Source organism: Kitasatospora sp. NPDC058170, from assembly GCF_042883905.1.
Taxonomy (GTDB): Bacteria; Actinomycetota; Actinomycetes; order Streptomycetales; family Streptomycetaceae; genus Kitasatospora.
This window is the reverse complement of sequence record NZ_JBHVUV010000001.1, coordinates 109129-122911: the sequence shown is the minus strand read 5'-3', so window position 1 is coordinate 122911 and position 13783 is coordinate 109129. Positions and strand designations below refer to the sequence as shown.

Here is a 13783-nt window from a genome sequence, read left to right as displayed (position 1 = left end):
CCGGCCGCTACCGTGGGTCGGGTGAGTGACGACCTCTCAGCCGACCCGGCCGACCCCGCCGACCCCGCCGCCGTGTCCGCCGCGGCGGACACGGCGGACACGGCGGACACGGCGGACACGGTGCCCGAGCAGGCAGTGGGCTGGGAGCCGGACGCGTTCGAGGTGAACCGGCGCTACCTGGGCTCGGTCGCCTACCGCCTGCTGGGCTCGTTCACCGACGCCGAGGACGTGCTGCAGGAGGCGTGGCTGCGCTGGCGCACCGCCGACCGCTCCCGGGTCGCCGACCCGCGGGCCTTCCTGACCACCGTCGTCACCCGGCTCTGCTACGACCAGCTGGGCTCGGCCCGGGCCCGCCGGGAGTCCTACTGGGGCGAGTGGCTTCCCGAGCCGGCCGTCTCCTACGCGGACTCCCCCGCCTCCCCCGCCGAGCTGGCCGAACGCGGGGAGTCGGTCTCGCTGGCCCTGCTCGCCGTCCTGGAGCAGCTCACCCCCGCCGAACGCGCCGCGTTCGTCCTGCACGACGTCTTCGCGGTCGGCTTCGACGAGATCGCCGCCACCCTGGAGCGCACCCCCGAGGCCACCCGCCAGCTGGCCTCCCGGGCCCGGCGACGGGTGAAGGACGGCGGCCGGCGGGCCACCGCCGACCCGGCCGAGCACCGGCAGGCCGTCCAGGCCTTCGCCGCCGCCACCGCCCGCGGGGACATCGAGGGCCTGCTGGCCGTCCTCGACCCGGACGTGGTCTGGCACTCCGACGGCGGCGGCATCGTCACCGCCGGCGCCCGCCCGGTGGTCGGCGCGGACAAGGTCTCCCGGATGGTGGCCGGCCTGGTCGCGAAGTGGTTCACCCCCGGTGTCGGCATCGGCTTCGCGCTGGTCAACGGCGAGCCCGGCCTGCTCTGGCACCAAGCCGACGGCGTGGTCGGCGCGGTGCTGGCCTTCACCGTCACCGACGGCCGGATCACCGAGGCGTTCGTGGTGGTCAACCCCGAGAAGCTGACCCGCGTGACGCAGGTCACCGTCACACCCTGACCGGCTGCGTCGTCCCCTTCCCGAACGCGCGCAGAGCGCGGCGAAGGAGGCGGACGACATGACCGAGAAGCAGATCGTCGTACTGGGTGCCGGCTACGCGGGGCTGACCGCTGCCACCCGGGCCGGCCGGCACCACCGGGTGACCCTGATCGCTCCCGAGGCCCGTTTCCTGCACCGGATCCGCCAGCACGAGACCGCCGCCGGCCACCCCGAGCACCGGCCCGCGCTGGCCGAGCTGGTCCGCGGCCGCGGTGTGCACCACGTCCGGGCCCGGGCCACCGCACTGGACCCGACCGCCCGCAAGGTCTTCCTGGACACCGGCGAGGCCCTCCCGTACGACACCCTGGTGTACGCCCTCGGCAGCCGGACCGCCTGGCACGGCGTCCCCGGCGCCGCCGAGCACGCCTACCCCGCCGAGCGGGCCGCCGAACTGAGCGAGCGGCTGCGCACCGGGGTGCCCGGGACGGTCGCCGTGGTCGGCGGCGGCGCCACCGGCATCGAACTGGCCGCCGAACTCGCCGAGGCCCACCCCGGTTGGCGGGTGCGGATCGTCGCGGCCGGCCAGGTGGGCGGCTGGTTCTCGGCGAAGGGCCGGGGCCACGTCCTGCGGGTCCTGGAGCGGCTCGGGGTCGACGTGCACGAGCAGAGCGCGGTCACCGGGGTCGACCCGGAGGGGCTGACCACCGGGCGGGGCCGGATCCCGGCCGACGTGGTGGCCTGGGCGGCCGCCATGGACCCCCACCCGCTGGCCGCCGAGGCCGGCCTGGCGGTCGCCGCGGACGGCCGCGCGATCGTCGACGGCCACCTGCGTTCGGTCTCGCACCCCGAGGTGTACGTGATCGGCGACGCCGCCGAGGTGACCGTCCCCGGCACCGGCACCCTGCGGATGGGCTGCGCCACCGCCCAGCCGATGGGCCGGTACCTCGGCCGGGTGCTCGCCGGGCGTACCGACAGGCCCTTCGCCTACCGGTACGCCGTGCAGTGCCTGAGCCTCGGGCGCCGGGACGGGCTGCTGCAGCTGATCCACGGGGACGACTCGATGCGGCCCACCGTGTTCACCGGCCCGGTCGGGCGGCTGGCCAAGGCGGCCATCGTCGGCGGCGTGGTCTCGGCCCTGCGCTGAGAGACCGGGTGCCGATCGGGGCAGGTGCCGGTCGGGGCGGGTGGCCGTCGGCGCGGGTGCCGGGACGCCCGAGGGGCCCGGGGGCGTCGACCCCCGGGCCCCTCGGACCGGTGCTACTTCCGCACTTCGCTACTGCTCTTTACTTCTTTTCCTTCGGCGCCTCGGCGTCGGTGGACAGCGCGGCGATGAAGGCCTCCTGCGGGACCTCCACGCGGCCGACCATCTTCATCCGCTTCTTGCCTTCCTTCTGCTTCTCCAGCAGCTTGCGCTTACGCGAGATGTCACCGCCGTAGCACTTGGCGAGCACGTCCTTGCGGATCGCGCGGACCGTCTCACGGGCGATCACCCGCGAGCCGATCGCCGCCTGGATCGGCACCTCGAACTGCTGGCGCGGGATCAGCTTCTGCAGCTTGCCGGCCATCATGACGCCGTAGTTGTACGCCTTGTCCTTGTGCACGATCGCGGAGAACGCGTCCACCGCGTCACCGTGCAGCAGGATGTCGACCTTCACCAGGTCGGCCGTCTGCTCGCCGATCGGCTCGTAGTCGAAGGAGCCGTAACCGCGGGTCTTGGACTTCAGGTAGTCGAAGAAGTCGAAGACGATCTCCGCGAGCGGCAGGGTGTAGCGCAGCTCGACACGGTCCTCGGAGAGGTAGTCCATGCCCTGGAGGTTGCCGCGGCGGCCCTGGCACAGCTCCATGATCGCGCCGACGAACTCGTTCGGCGCCAGGATGGTCCCGCGCACGACCGGCTCGTGCACCTCGGCGATCTTGCCGGTCGGGAACTCGCTCGGGTTGGTGACGGTGTGCTCGGTGCCGTCCTCCATCACCACGCGGTAGACCACGTTCGGGGCGGTGGAGATCAGGTCGAGGTTGAACTCGCGCTCCAGGCGCTCCCGGATGATCTCCAGGTGCAGCAGGCCCAGGAAGCCGCAGCGGTAGCCGAAGCCGAGGGCGACCGAGGTCTCCGGCTCGTAGACCAGCGCGGCGTCGTTCAGCCGCAGCTTGTCGAGGGCGTCGCGCAGCAGCGGGTAGTCCGAGCCGTCCAGCGGGTAGAGGCCGGAGAACACCATCGGGCGCGGGTCCTTGTAGCCGCCCAGCGCCTCGGTCGCACCCTTGTGCATCGAGGTGATGGTGTCACCGACCTTGGACTGCCGGACGTCCTTCACACCGGTGATGATGTAGCCGACCTCGCCCACGCCCAGGCCGTCGGCGACCTTCGGCTCGGGCGAGATGACGCCGATCTCCAGCAGCTCGTGGGTCGCGCCGGTGGACATCATCGCGATCCGCTCACGCTTGGTGAGCTGGCCGTCGACGACACGGACGTAGGTGACCACGCCGCGGTAGGAGTCGTACACCGAGTCGAAGATCATCGCGCGGGCCGGGGCGTCCTTGACGCCGACCGGTGCCGGGATCTTCTCGACCACGTGGTCGAGCAGCTCCGGCACGCCGAGGCCGCTCTTGGCGCTGACCTTGAGGACGTCCTCCGGGTCGCACCCGATGATGTGGGCGAGCTCGGCGGCGTACTTCTCCGGCTGGGCGGCCGGCAGGTCGATCTTGTTGAGCACCGGGATGATCGTGAGGTCGTTCTCCAGCGCCAGGTACAGGTTGGCGAGGGTCTGCGCCTCGATGCCCTGGGCGGCGTCCACCACGAGGATGGTGCCCTCGCAGGCGGCGAGCGAACGGGACACCTCGTAGGTGAAGTCCACGTGGCCCGGGGTGTCGATCATGTTGAGGATGTGCGTCGAGCCGACGTTCGGGCCGGTCTTCGGCGCCCACGGAAGGCGGACCGCCTGCGACTTGATGGTGATGCCGCGCTCGCGCTCGATGTCCATCCGGTCGAGGTACTGGGCGCGCATCTGCCGCGGGTCGACGACGCCGGTGATCTGCAGCATCCGGTCTGCGAGCGTCGACTTGCCGTGGTCGATGTGGGCGATGATGCAGAAGTTGCGGATCAGCGCCGGGTCGGTACGGCTGGGCTCTGGCACATTGCTGGGGGTCGCGGGCACCTTGGTCCGATTCTCCGTTGGTCCGGGGGCCGGGGGTGTTCCGGATCATCGCTGACCGCGGCTTCCCGGGGACCGGACAGTCGTCCGATCGAGATAGTTCCTCCCATCTTCCCATGAGCTCGACGTGCGCCGCCGGTCAGCTCGTCCCGAGGCCGCCCCGAACCTGCTCCGGAGGCTGCCCCGGGGCCGCCGGGTCACCGCTCCGAACCCTCCCCGAGGCCCTTAGGGCACCGCTCCGGGGCTTTTGCGCGGCGTTCCGGCGGGGCAGGATGGCGCTCCATGATCCTCGAAAGTGCGCTGCTGGACGTCCTGCCCGGCCAGGAGGAGGCGTTCCTCGCCGCCTTCACGGAGGCCAGGCCGCTGATCGCGGTCCAGTCCGGCTTCCGCTCGCTGGAACTGCGCCGCTGCCTGGACGAGGGGCGCGGCTCGCGGTTCCTGCTCCAGGTGGAGTGGGAGTCGCTGGAGGACCACACGGAGGGGTTCCGCCGCTCCACCGAGTACCAGCGGTGGCGCGAGCTGCTGCACCGCTTCTACGAGCCCTTCCCCGAGGTCGAGCACTACGGCGAGCCGGTGCTCGGCGCCTGATCCGGGCCCGGCCGGTTTGGGGCGGGCGGTGCGCCCCTGGTAGCGTGGGGCGCTGCACCTGGCCCTCGGCATGCCCTCTCAGCTTGTCCGGCGGCCGCCTGGTGCAGCCCGTTCAAACCGTTAACACAAAAGACTGAGGCTCCTCGTGGCGAACATCAAGTCCCAGATCAAGCGCAACAAGACCAACGAGAAGGCGCGCCTGCGCAACAAGGCCGTCAAGTCCTCGCTGAAGACCGCTCTGCGCAAGGCCCGTGAGGCCGCTGCCGCCGGTGAGACCGAGAAGGCCGCCGTGCTGGCCCGCGCCGCCTCCAAGGCGCTGGACAAGGCCGTGAGCAAGGGCATCATCCACGCCAACCAGGCCGCCAACAAGAAGTCGGCGATCACCAAGCGCGTCAACACCGCCGTCCAGGCCTGACGCCCCCGGGGTCCACGACCCCACCGCCCCAGGACGGACCGGCCCTCTACCCGGACCCCTGAGGCGCAGTAGGAACTTCGCACCGCACGCGGCCTGCGTTCGCCACGCGGGTGCGGTGCACACAGCAGTACGGCAGGCGCCGCAGCAAGCCCCTTCCCCGGGGCGGCTGCGGCGCCTGTTCCGTTCACCGGTGCGAACGCTAGGGTCGATCACCGATCGGGATCGCGTCCGTCGCGGACGCGGGCCCAGAGGACCACAGGGCTCAGGGGGGCCACGTATGGCAACGCCACCGCCACCGCAGGGCGGGCCGGGGTTCGGCGGCTTTCCGCAGCAGCAACCGCCGCAGGTGCACCAGCCGCAGCAGCCACCGCAGCAGCCACCGCACCAGCAGCAGCCGCAACACCAGCAGTCCCACCGGACGCCGCCGCCGGGCGGCGCCCAGGGCTTCGGACCGCCTCCCGGGCTGCCGGCCTCGCCCGGAATGCCGCCGGTGGGGGCCGACCGGCCGGGCCGCCGGGGCGGGGGCCTGCGCCGCAACGCCGTCTGGGCGTTCACGGGCGCGCTGATCGTCTCGGCGGGGTGGGCGGCCGCGGTCTTCACCCTGCCCGGCATGGTGAAGACCGGAGGCTCGGCGCGTCCGATCCGGGGCTACCACGTCGTGGACGACCTCTGCTCCGCGTCGAAGCTCGGCAAGTTCCAGGCGCTCTACACGATGGTGGACACCAACCCGTACCACTACAGCGCCCAGCACACCGCGATGGACGTCATGTCGTGCACCGCAGACATGAAGCGCGGCGCCACGTCGTCGGACTGGGACTACGCGCTGATCGAGATGCGCGCCTACCTGCACAAGTCCGTCGACTCCGGGCCGGAGTTCACCGCCACCAAGGCGGCCTTCCAGCAGCGCAAGGCCGAGATCAGCGCGGTGCCCGGGCTCGGCGACGAGGCCTACCTCGCCTACGTCGACGAGCGGCGCACCACCAGCAAGAGCCGGACCTGGCACTCCGCCCGCTACGAACTGCAGGTCCGGGACGGCGGCATGACGTTCTCGCTCGCCTGGTCCGCGACCTATGACGACGACGGGCCCAAGCCGGTCGACAAGGAGACCGTCCGACAGTCGCTGCTGTCCGACGGCCGGGACGCCCTGAAGGCGATCGGCGGCCCGTAGCCGGCAGGGTGCACCTGCCCGGCCTGCCCGCGTGGGCCGGGGGGCGGGTGGGGCGGCGTCCGGTGCCCGTCAGTACGGGCGGGAGCCTGCCCGGGAGGCGCGGGCGACCGCGACGACGGCCCGCTCCAGCGCGTACGCCGGATCGTCGGACCCGCCCTTGACGGCGGCGTCCGCCTGGGCGATCGCGGTCAGGGCGGTGGCCACACCGTCGCCCGTCCAGCCGCGCATCTGCTGGCGGACGCGCTCGACCTTCCACGGCGGCATCCCCAGCTCGCGGGCCAGGTCCGCCGGGCGCATGTTCCGCCCGGTGGTCGCCAGCCGCCCGATGCTGCGGACTCCGGAGGCCAGTGCATAGGTGATACCGGTCGGCGGCTGCCCGACGGCCAGCGCCCAGCGCAGCCGCTCCAGCGCCTCGGCGGTCCGACCGGTGACGGCCAGGTCGGCCACCTCGAAGCCGGTCGCCTCGGCCCGTCCGCTGTAGTAGCGGGCCACCACGGTCTCGTCGATGGTGCCCTCGACGTCGGACGTGAGCTGGCTGCAGGCGGCCGCCAGTTCGCGAAGGTCGCTGCCCAGCGCGTCCAGCAGGGCCTGGCAGGCCTCCGGCGTCGCCGAGCGCCCGAGCGTCCTGAACTCGCCCCGGACGAAGGTCAGCCGCTCCCCCGCCTTGGCCAGCTTCGCGCAGGCGACCTCCCGGCCCCCGGCCTTGCGCCCGGCGTCCAGCAGGCCCTTGCCCTTGGCACCGCCCGCGTGCACCAGCACGATGATCACTTCGTCGGCCGGGGACTCGATGTACGCCTTGACCTCCTTGACCGCCTCGGCGGAGAGGTCCTGAGCGGCCCGGACCACGATGACCTTGCGCTCGGCGAAGAGCGAGGGAGTGGTCAGCTCGGCCAGGCTGCCCGGCTGCAGGCCCCCGGGCGGGAGGTCCCGTACGTCGGTGTCGGCGTCGGCCGCCTTCGCCGCCGCCACCACCTGGGCGACCGCGCGGTCGAGCAGCAGCTCCTCCTGGCCGACCGCGAGGGTCAGCGGGGCGAGCAGGTCGTCGGGTGCACTCTTCCTGGCCATCGCCTACCAGCATCCCACGGGGTGCGGACACTCCCGCCCGAGCCGGCCCGGGTGGGACGACGGCCGGGCACGGACGAACCAGACACGGGCGAACCAAGCCCAGGCGAACCCGGCACAGGGGCGCGGGGGCCTGGACGCGCGGACCGGGCGGGGACCCGGGCGCGGGCCGGCCGACGGTTCCGGGGAGAATGACCCGGTGACCGAAGACCACACCATCGACGACGTGGACGAGTTCGACCCGCACGCCCGGCAACTTCTCGTCCTGCCCGACCGCGACGCCGCCGAGGAGGCCTCCGAAGGCCTCAGCGCCGACCAGCCCGACCTCGGCGAACTCGAAATCGTCCGCGACGCCCTGGCCGGCGAGGACGACGCCGAGGACGCCCAGTGGCTGGTGGTCGTCGAGCCCCCAGAGACCGGCTGGACCCCCGGGCTCCTGCGCGCCCTGGACGCCGTCGCCGCCGAGCACGAGGGCTGGCGCGAGGAGGGCTGACCGCGACCCGGGGGCTGCCCGGCACCTCGGTCTGCTGCTCCTGCTGCTCCTGCTGCTCCTGCTGGCCGGAGTCTGCACTGCCGAACCGCTCATCCGCGGTGCCCCCTCCCGGGCTGGTGGTCGAGTGGGTGGACGACCACGCCCAGGGTGGCCGGCGTCCCGCCCGTGACGGCGATGTCGCCGGACTGGTCGGTGCGCAGGACGGTCGCACCGAGGGCTCTCAACTGGTCGACGGTGCGGGCGGCGGGGTGGCCGTAGGGGTTGTCCCGACCGCAGGAGATCAGGGCCAGCCGGGGGCGGAGGAACGCGGCGAGGGCCGCGTCCTGGTGGGCCGATCCGTGGTGGGCGACCTTGAGGACGTCCACGCGGGTGCGGCCGGTACGGCCGATGCGGGCCAGCAGCGCGGACTGGGCAGGCGGTTCGAGGTCCCCCAGGAGGGCCAGCCGCAGCCCGCCGGCCAGGGTGACCAGCAGTGCGACGCTGGCGTTGTTGGCGCCGGGCGCGTCGGCCGCCGCCGGACCGTCCGGCCAGAGCACCTCCCAGGAGAGGCCCGGACCGGCTGTGCGGCGCTCGCCGCGCCCGGCCCGCGTCAACGGGACACCGGCCTCCGAAGCCCAGCGGAGCACCCGGGCCGCCTCCCCCGGCGGATCGTCCAGCGTGGTGCCCTCGACCGCCCCGACCCGCCGCCCGCGCAGCACTCCCGGCACACCCTCGACGTGGTCGGCGTGAAAGTGCGTCAGCAGGAGCAGCGGGACCGCGGTGATCCCCAGGTCGCGCAGGCAGCGGTCGGCCGCCCGCGGGTCCGGCCCGGCGTCCACGACGACAGCGCCGTCCGGGCCGCCGTCAGCGGCGCCTTGGTCCGCCGCGTCGCCGGAGGCGGTGACGGGCAGCACCAGCATGTCGCCCTGGCCCACGTCGCACATCGCCAACCGCCACCCCGGGGGCGGCCAGCCGGTCGCGATCCGGGTGAGTAGCGGCGGCCTCAGCAGCACGGCCGGCAGGGCAAGGAGGAGGAGGCCCGCCGCCACCGCCCGGACACGCCCCAACCGGACACGCCCCGCCCGGGCCGTGCCGCCTCCTGGCGGAGCGCCGACCGGAAGCGGTACGGCAGACCCCCCGGGTGCCGTGTACGGGCCCGGCGAGGCGGCGGCAGCGGACGGCGCTGCCCGGCGGGGCAGGAGGAGCGGAGCCGCCCAGCAGGCCGCCACGGTGGCGAGGGCGAGCGTGGCGGTGCCGAGGAGGCCGGTCGGCCAGGAGAGCCGGGCCCCGGGCAGTTCGGCGCCGCGCCGCGCCACCGCCGCCAGCCAACCGGCCGGGAGTCCGGCCGGCTCGGCCAGCAGGCCGGCCACCGCCGGAAGGACCGGCTCCACGGCGAGGACCGCGAATCCCAGCAGGGTCGCCGGGGCCACGGCCGGCTCGGCAAGCAGATTGCAGGGGATGGCGACGAGGCTGATGTGCGCGGACAGCACCACGGTGACAGGCGCGCAGAGCGCCTGGGCCGCTGCTGTCGCCGCCACTGCGGTCGCCAGGTGGTGCGGCCAGCCCCGGGCCCGCAGGGCGTCCGCCCAGCGCGGGCCGAGGACCAGCAGACCCGTGGTGGCGAGGACGGAGAGCAGGAACCCGAACGACCGCGCGAGGTAGGGATCGAGGAGCACCAGGAGCAGGACCGTGCCCGACAGGGCCGGCACCGCCTGGCGCGGACGGCCGACGGCCAGGGCCAGTAGTCCGACCAGGCCCGTACCCGCCGCCCGCAGCACGCTCGGCTCGGGGCGGCAGATGGTGACGAAGGCCAGGGTGACGGCCGTACCGAGCAGCGCGGTGGTGCGCAGCGACAGCCCGAGCAGTCCGGCCAGGCCCCGGCGCTCGGACCGCCCGGCCCGCCCGGGTGCGCCCAGCAGCACGCCCAGGACGATCGCGAGATTCGCTCCGCTCACCGCGACCAGGTGTGCCATGTCGGTGGCACGGAAGGCCTCCTGGAGGTCGTCGGGCAGCCGGGACACATCTCCGACGACGAGCGCCGGAAGCAGCCCCCGCGCGTCCGGCGGGAGCCCGTCGACGGCGGATCGCAGACCGGCCCGCAGCCGGCCGGCGATGCGCTGCGGCAGGCTCGGCGGCGCCAGTTGCCGGGGCGGCCCGTGGGTGAGCAGCAGCGCCGCGGACTCGGTGTCGTACCCCTCCCCCGCCGGGCGGACCTGGACCTCGACGGCCAGCCTGGTCGATGGGAGCAGCCGCTGCCAGGCCTCCAGACCCGCGCCGCGCACCAGGACGGTCACCGGGGTCCGTGTCCGGACAGTGGTCCCTCCCGGTGCGGCGCCTCCCGGCGCGGTCTCTCCCGGTGCGAGCCCGTCGGGGACGCTGACCCGGTCCACCACGGCCTCCACGGTGAGAACGGCCTGTCCGGCGCTCGTACCGCTGGACCGGGAGGTGGACGCCCTCGGATCCCCGGTGATGGTCAGCTCGACGCCCACGCTCGGGGCGGTCGCCGGAGCGCCGGGGACGGAAACGGAGGCGGCGTGGGCCAGTCCGGGCAGCGGACCGCGGTGCAGGTCGGCGGTGTGCAGGAGGGTGGCGGTGGCGGCCGCCGCACCCGTGAGCAGGACGGCGGCCACGGTCGTGGCCGCTCCCCGGCGCCGCCGTCGTCGGGCCGAGTGCACCAGCAGGAGCGCGGCCGACACGGCGGCCGCCATCGCAGCGAGGGCTGCACCGTCACGCGCACCCAGCCGCAGGACCAGGGCCGTGACCGCCCATGCCGAGACGGCGGGCAGCAGTAGACGGAGGTCAGGGGATGTCCGGCCGGGGTCGATGGAGGCACGAGTGGGGTCGATGAAGGTATGGGCGGGGTGGGTCGTCCCGGGGATGGCGGCACCTCCCTTCGGCGCGCAGGGGATGGGGGCGGGGCGGCGGTCGGTCAGAGGGTGAGCATCGGTCTGATCTCCGCGTACGTGCGCTCGCCGATGCCACTGACCTGTCTGAGCTGGTCAAGGGAGCGGAACGATCCGTGCGACGTGCGGAACGCGAGGATGCGCTGGGCCAGCGTCGGCCCGACGCCGGGGAGCGTGTCGAGCTGCTGGAGGGTGGCCCGGTTGAGGCTGACCGGCTGCATCGGCGCGGCCGAGGGGAGCGGGGCACCGGCCGGGGGCGGGCCCGGCGCCCCCACCAGGATCTGCTCACCGTCCGTCAGCACCCGGGCCAGGTTGAGGCTCTTGGTCTCCGTCTCCGGAAGCGGGCCGCCGGCCACCCGCAGTGCGTCCGCCACCCGGGAGCCGCCGGGCAGGGTGTGCACCCCGGGCGAGGGCACCCGGCCCGCGATGTCCACCACCACGACGGTGTCCGCACCGGCGCCCGAACCCGTGACCGAACCCACGCCCGGGCCGGCGGCCTCGGCGGCGGCCGTCGGCGAGCCGGGCGCGGCCGCCGCCCCCTCCCCGGGCACCGGCGGGGCGACCGCCACCGCCGGCACCGGGACCGATCGGGGCCGGGCGAGCCAGAAGTGCTGCACGGCGTAGCCCACGGCGAGCAGCAACAGGACGAGGAGCCCCGCGACCGCCCGCCGCTCCAGCGCCAGCGCCGGGCTCAGACGAAAGGGCGAGCCGCCCACCGGGGCCGGCACCGGACCCGCGTCCGACGGCGGCCCGGTGGCCGAGGGCTCCCCCACCTCGGGCGGGCCCTCGGACTCCGGCAGCAGGGTCGACATCCGCCGACGGGCCGTCTCGGTGATCTCATGGCGCCTGGCCGCGCCCATGCTCATGGTCGTCATGCGCAGCACCGTAGAAGCCGCTCGGCGACTGCGGGGACATCACGAAAAAGCTGTGGACAACCGGGGGTTGTGGATAAGTCAGGTCACTCACACGGGGGAGGAGACCCAAGGTCGGTTGACGACAGACCGCCACCCACCCCGTCACCCCACCCGCCGAACCGACCAGCAGCACGAACCCACCGGAAACCCCGAACCGACCAGCAGCGCAGTACCGCCTCAGCGCGGCGAGACCACCACGGCCAGCAGCCCCGGCCCCACATGCGCGCCGATCACCGCCCCCACCTCGCTCACGGACAGCTCCTGCAGCCCGGGCACCCGCACCCGCAACCGCTCCGCGAGCGGCTCGGCACGCTCCCCCGCCGCCAGGTGGTGGACGGCGATGTCGACCTCGCGCTCCCCCGCCTGCTCGACCGCGATCTCCTCCAGCCGCGCGATCGCCCGGGACGCCGTCCGCACCTTCTCCAGCGGCTCGATCCGCCCACCCGCCAGGTGCAGCAGCGGCTTCACCGCCAGGGCCGACCCGAGCAGCGCCCTCGCGGCACCGATCCGACCGCCCCGACGCAGGTACTCAAGGGTGTCGACGTAGAAGAATCCGCTGGTCAGCGACGCCCGCCGGGTGGCGGCCCCGGCCACCTCGGCAGCCGCCTCGCCGGCCGCCGCCGCCTCGGCCGCCGCCAGCACCGCGTACCCGAGGGCCATGCCCACCAGCCGGCTGTCCACCACCCGGACCGGCACCGGCGCCTCGGCGGCCGCCAACCGGGCCGCCTCCACCGTGCCGGACAGCTCGCCGGAGATGTGCACCGAGACGATGCCGCTCGCCCCCGCCTCGGCGGCGGCGCGGTAGGCGGCGGCGAAGGTCTCGGGGTTCGGCCGGGAGGTCGTCACGCGCTGCTTGCCGCGCAGCGCCTCGGCGACGTCCTTCGGGGAGATCTCCACCCCCTCGGCAAGCACCGTGTCACCGACCGCGACGCTCAGCGGGACCACGGTGATCCCGTGACGGTCGACGGCCTGCTGCGGCAGGTAGGCCGTGGAATCGGTGACAAGTGCGAGGTCGGCGGGCATGAGCCGGAGGTTACTCCCCGTCCGGTCCGGATGACAGCGCCCGGAGAGCACCGCCCGGACGGCAGTACCCGGCCCGGACCGGTCCGCCGAACACCCGCGTGCCCGGCCGACGGCGATGCCCCGCCCCGAAGGGCGACCGGGCGCTCCCGGTCAGCCGGCCGACGACCCCGTGCTCGGCTTGCGCAGCCGCTGGGCCAGGCGCGCCACCGGATCCGCGAGGCCCAGCAGCTCCTCGGCGCTGGGCCGCCCCCGTCCGTCGGTCAGCCCGGGCCGCTCCGACTTCTCCCGCGCCGCGCTCCCGGCAGCAGCCCCGGCAGCACCGCCGGCAGGGGCACCCGCCCCGGAGGCACCCCGACCGGAGGCGGCGGCCCCCGAGGTGTCCCAGTGCCGCAGTGCGCCGGCCTCGCTCTCGCACTCCTGGCTGAGCCGGCTCAGCTCGTCGTCCGCGAATCGGTGCATCCGGTCCTGGGCGGCCCAGCGCATGGTCTCGGCGGAGTGGGTGATCCGCTCGGCCCGCTCGCGCAGCTCCGGCAGCTTGGCCGCGATCCGCCCGGCGTCGGGCTCCCGCTCCAGGATCCGCAACTCACCGTCCAGCTCGGCCGCGTGGGCGTCCAGCCTGGTCAGCAGCGTCAGCGACTCGCTGAGCTGGCCGTCCTGGGCGAGACCGCTCTCCAGGACCTGCCGGGTGCCGTCCAGCGAGGTCCGCAGTCCGAGCCGGACAGCGGAGATCTGCCCCTGCGGCCCGGGCTTGGTGTACGTCTTCGCCTTGAGGGTGACGTTCTCCACGGCGCGCCGGGCGTTGGCCTCGTGCCGCTCCACCTTCACCGCGACCGCCTTCGCCGCCTTGACCGTGCCGACCACGGTCAGGGCCAGCACCGCCAACCCGAAGAGCAGGCCCAGGCCGATCATCACGCCGAGCACGTCCATCACGAGCCACCTTCCACCAGCCGAACCGGCCCCCACCGGGCCCAACGCGGGCCAGCCCGCCGAGGGTTCCACGGTAGCCGCCGAGCGGCCTCCGAGGGCAGGTCGAAGAGGCCCCGGCGCCGGAGATCAGGGACAGATCGGGGATCTCCCCCAG

12 protein-coding genes are annotated in these 13783 nt (G+C 74.2%); 6 read left to right on the top strand and 6 right to left on the bottom strand.

Annotated features, from left to right (window positions below; translation table 11 throughout):
* The first annotated feature begins 21 nt into the window (after positions 1–21).
* Both sigJ and ACFVVX_RS00530 read left to right on the top strand, forming a co-directional pair.
* Complete coding sequence (gene sigJ, locus ACFVVX_RS00535) at positions 22–1029, top strand: RNA polymerase sigma factor SigJ (RefSeq protein ID WP_387939771.1); 1008 nt, start codon at positions 22–24, stop codon at positions 1027–1029.
* 58 nt (positions 1030–1087) lie between these two features.
* Positions 1088–2152, top strand: a complete 1065-nt coding sequence (locus ACFVVX_RS00530; RefSeq protein WP_387939769.1) for an NAD(P)/FAD-dependent oxidoreductase — start codon at positions 1088–1090, stop codon at positions 2150–2152.
* Between the two features lie 139 nt (positions 2153–2291).
* Here the strand turns inward: ACFVVX_RS00530 and lepA are convergent, their stop codons facing one another.
* Positions 2292–4160: a translation elongation factor 4 gene (gene lepA, locus ACFVVX_RS00525; RefSeq protein ID WP_387939767.1), complete on the bottom strand. Its 1869-nt coding sequence runs from the start codon at positions 4158–4160 to the stop codon at positions 2292–2294.
* Between the two features lie 279 nt (positions 4161–4439).
* Between lepA and ACFVVX_RS00520 the strand changes: the two genes are divergently transcribed.
* The 3 genes from ACFVVX_RS00520 (at position 4440) to ACFVVX_RS00510 (ending at position 6328) form a co-directional block, all read left to right on the top strand.
* Positions 4440–4745, top strand: a complete 306-nt coding sequence (locus ACFVVX_RS00520; RefSeq protein WP_387939765.1) for an antibiotic biosynthesis monooxygenase family protein — start codon at positions 4440–4442, stop codon at positions 4743–4745.
* 145 nt (positions 4746–4890) lie between these two features.
* Entirely contained in the window at positions 4891–5160 is a 270-nt protein-coding gene (gene rpsT / locus ACFVVX_RS00515) for a 30S ribosomal protein S20 (RefSeq protein WP_387939763.1), read from the top strand.
* Positions 5161–5437: 277 nt separating this feature from the next.
* Positions 5438–6328 carry a hypothetical protein gene (locus ACFVVX_RS00510; RefSeq protein WP_387939761.1) on the top strand — a complete coding sequence of 297 codons (891 nt, stop codon included), beginning with the start codon at positions 5438–5440 and terminating at the stop codon, positions 6326–6328.
* A 69-nt stretch (positions 6329–6397) separates the two neighbouring features.
* Here the strand turns inward: ACFVVX_RS00510 and holA are convergent, their stop codons facing one another.
* Positions 6398–7393, bottom strand: a complete 996-nt coding sequence (holA, locus tag ACFVVX_RS00505) for a DNA polymerase III subunit delta (protein ID WP_387939759.1) — start codon at positions 7391–7393, stop codon at positions 6398–6400.
* Positions 7394–7589: 196 nt separating this feature from the next.
* Between holA and ACFVVX_RS00500 the strand changes: the two genes are divergently transcribed.
* On the top strand, positions 7590–7883 hold the full coding sequence (locus ACFVVX_RS00500) for a hypothetical protein (protein WP_387939757.1): 294 nt from the start codon (positions 7590–7592) through the stop codon (positions 7881–7883).
* An 89-nt stretch (positions 7884–7972) separates the two neighbouring features.
* On the opposite strand, the gene ACFVVX_RS00495 is transcribed toward ACFVVX_RS00500, so the two are convergent.
* From ACFVVX_RS00495 to ACFVVX_RS00480, 4 genes are all read right to left on the bottom strand, one after another.
* Entirely contained in the window at positions 7973–10570 is a 2598-nt protein-coding gene (locus ACFVVX_RS00495; RefSeq protein WP_387939755.1) for a ComEC/Rec2 family competence protein, read from the bottom strand.
* A 221-nt stretch (positions 10571–10791) separates the two neighbouring features.
* Complete coding sequence (locus ACFVVX_RS00490; protein ID WP_387939753.1) at positions 10792–11640, bottom strand: helix-hairpin-helix domain-containing protein; 849 nt, start codon at positions 11638–11640, stop codon at positions 10792–10794.
* 216 nt (positions 11641–11856) lie between these two features.
* Positions 11857–12702: a DegV family protein gene (locus ACFVVX_RS00485; RefSeq protein WP_387939751.1), complete on the bottom strand. Its 846-nt coding sequence runs from the start codon at positions 12700–12702 to the stop codon at positions 11857–11859.
* A gap of 150 nt (positions 12703–12852) precedes the next feature.
* Positions 12853–13629 (bottom strand): hypothetical protein, encoded by a 777-nt coding sequence (locus ACFVVX_RS00480; RefSeq protein ID WP_387939749.1) that lies wholly within the window; start codon positions 13627–13629, stop codon positions 12853–12855.
* Positions 13630–13783 lie beyond the last annotated feature (154 nt).

What these genes read in the sequence shown, in the direction of transcription:
- ACFVVX_RS00530 (WP_387939769.1), top strand. Translation starts at nt 1,088, where the DNA reads ATGACCGAGAAGCAGATCGTCGTACTGGGTGCCGGCTACGCGGGGCTG.
- ACFVVX_RS00520 (WP_387939765.1), top strand. Translation starts at nt 4,440, where the DNA reads ATGATCCTCGAAAGTGCGCTGCTGGACGTCCTGCCCGGCCAGGAGGAG.
- ACFVVX_RS00510 (WP_387939761.1), top strand. Translation starts at nt 5,438, where the DNA reads ATGGCAACGCCACCGCCACCGCAGGGCGGGCCGGGGTTCGGCGGCTTT.
- holA (WP_387939759.1), bottom strand. Translation starts at nt 7,393, where the DNA reads ATGGCCAGGAAGAGTGCACCCGACGACCTGCTCGCCCCGCTGACCCTC.
- ACFVVX_RS00495 (WP_387939755.1), bottom strand. Translation starts at nt 10,570, where the DNA reads ATGGCGGCCGCCGTGTCGGCCGCGCTCCTGCTGGTGCACTCGGCCCGA.
- ACFVVX_RS00490 (WP_387939753.1), bottom strand. Translation starts at nt 11,640, where the DNA reads ATGACGACCATGAGCATGGGCGCGGCCAGGCGCCATGAGATCACCGAG.
- ACFVVX_RS00485 (WP_387939751.1), bottom strand. Translation starts at nt 12,702, where the DNA reads ATGCCCGCCGACCTCGCACTTGTCACCGATTCCACGGCCTACCTGCCG.
- ACFVVX_RS00480 (WP_387939749.1), bottom strand. Translation starts at nt 13,629, where the DNA reads ATGGACGTGCTCGGCGTGATGATCGGCCTGGGCCTGCTCTTCGGGTTG.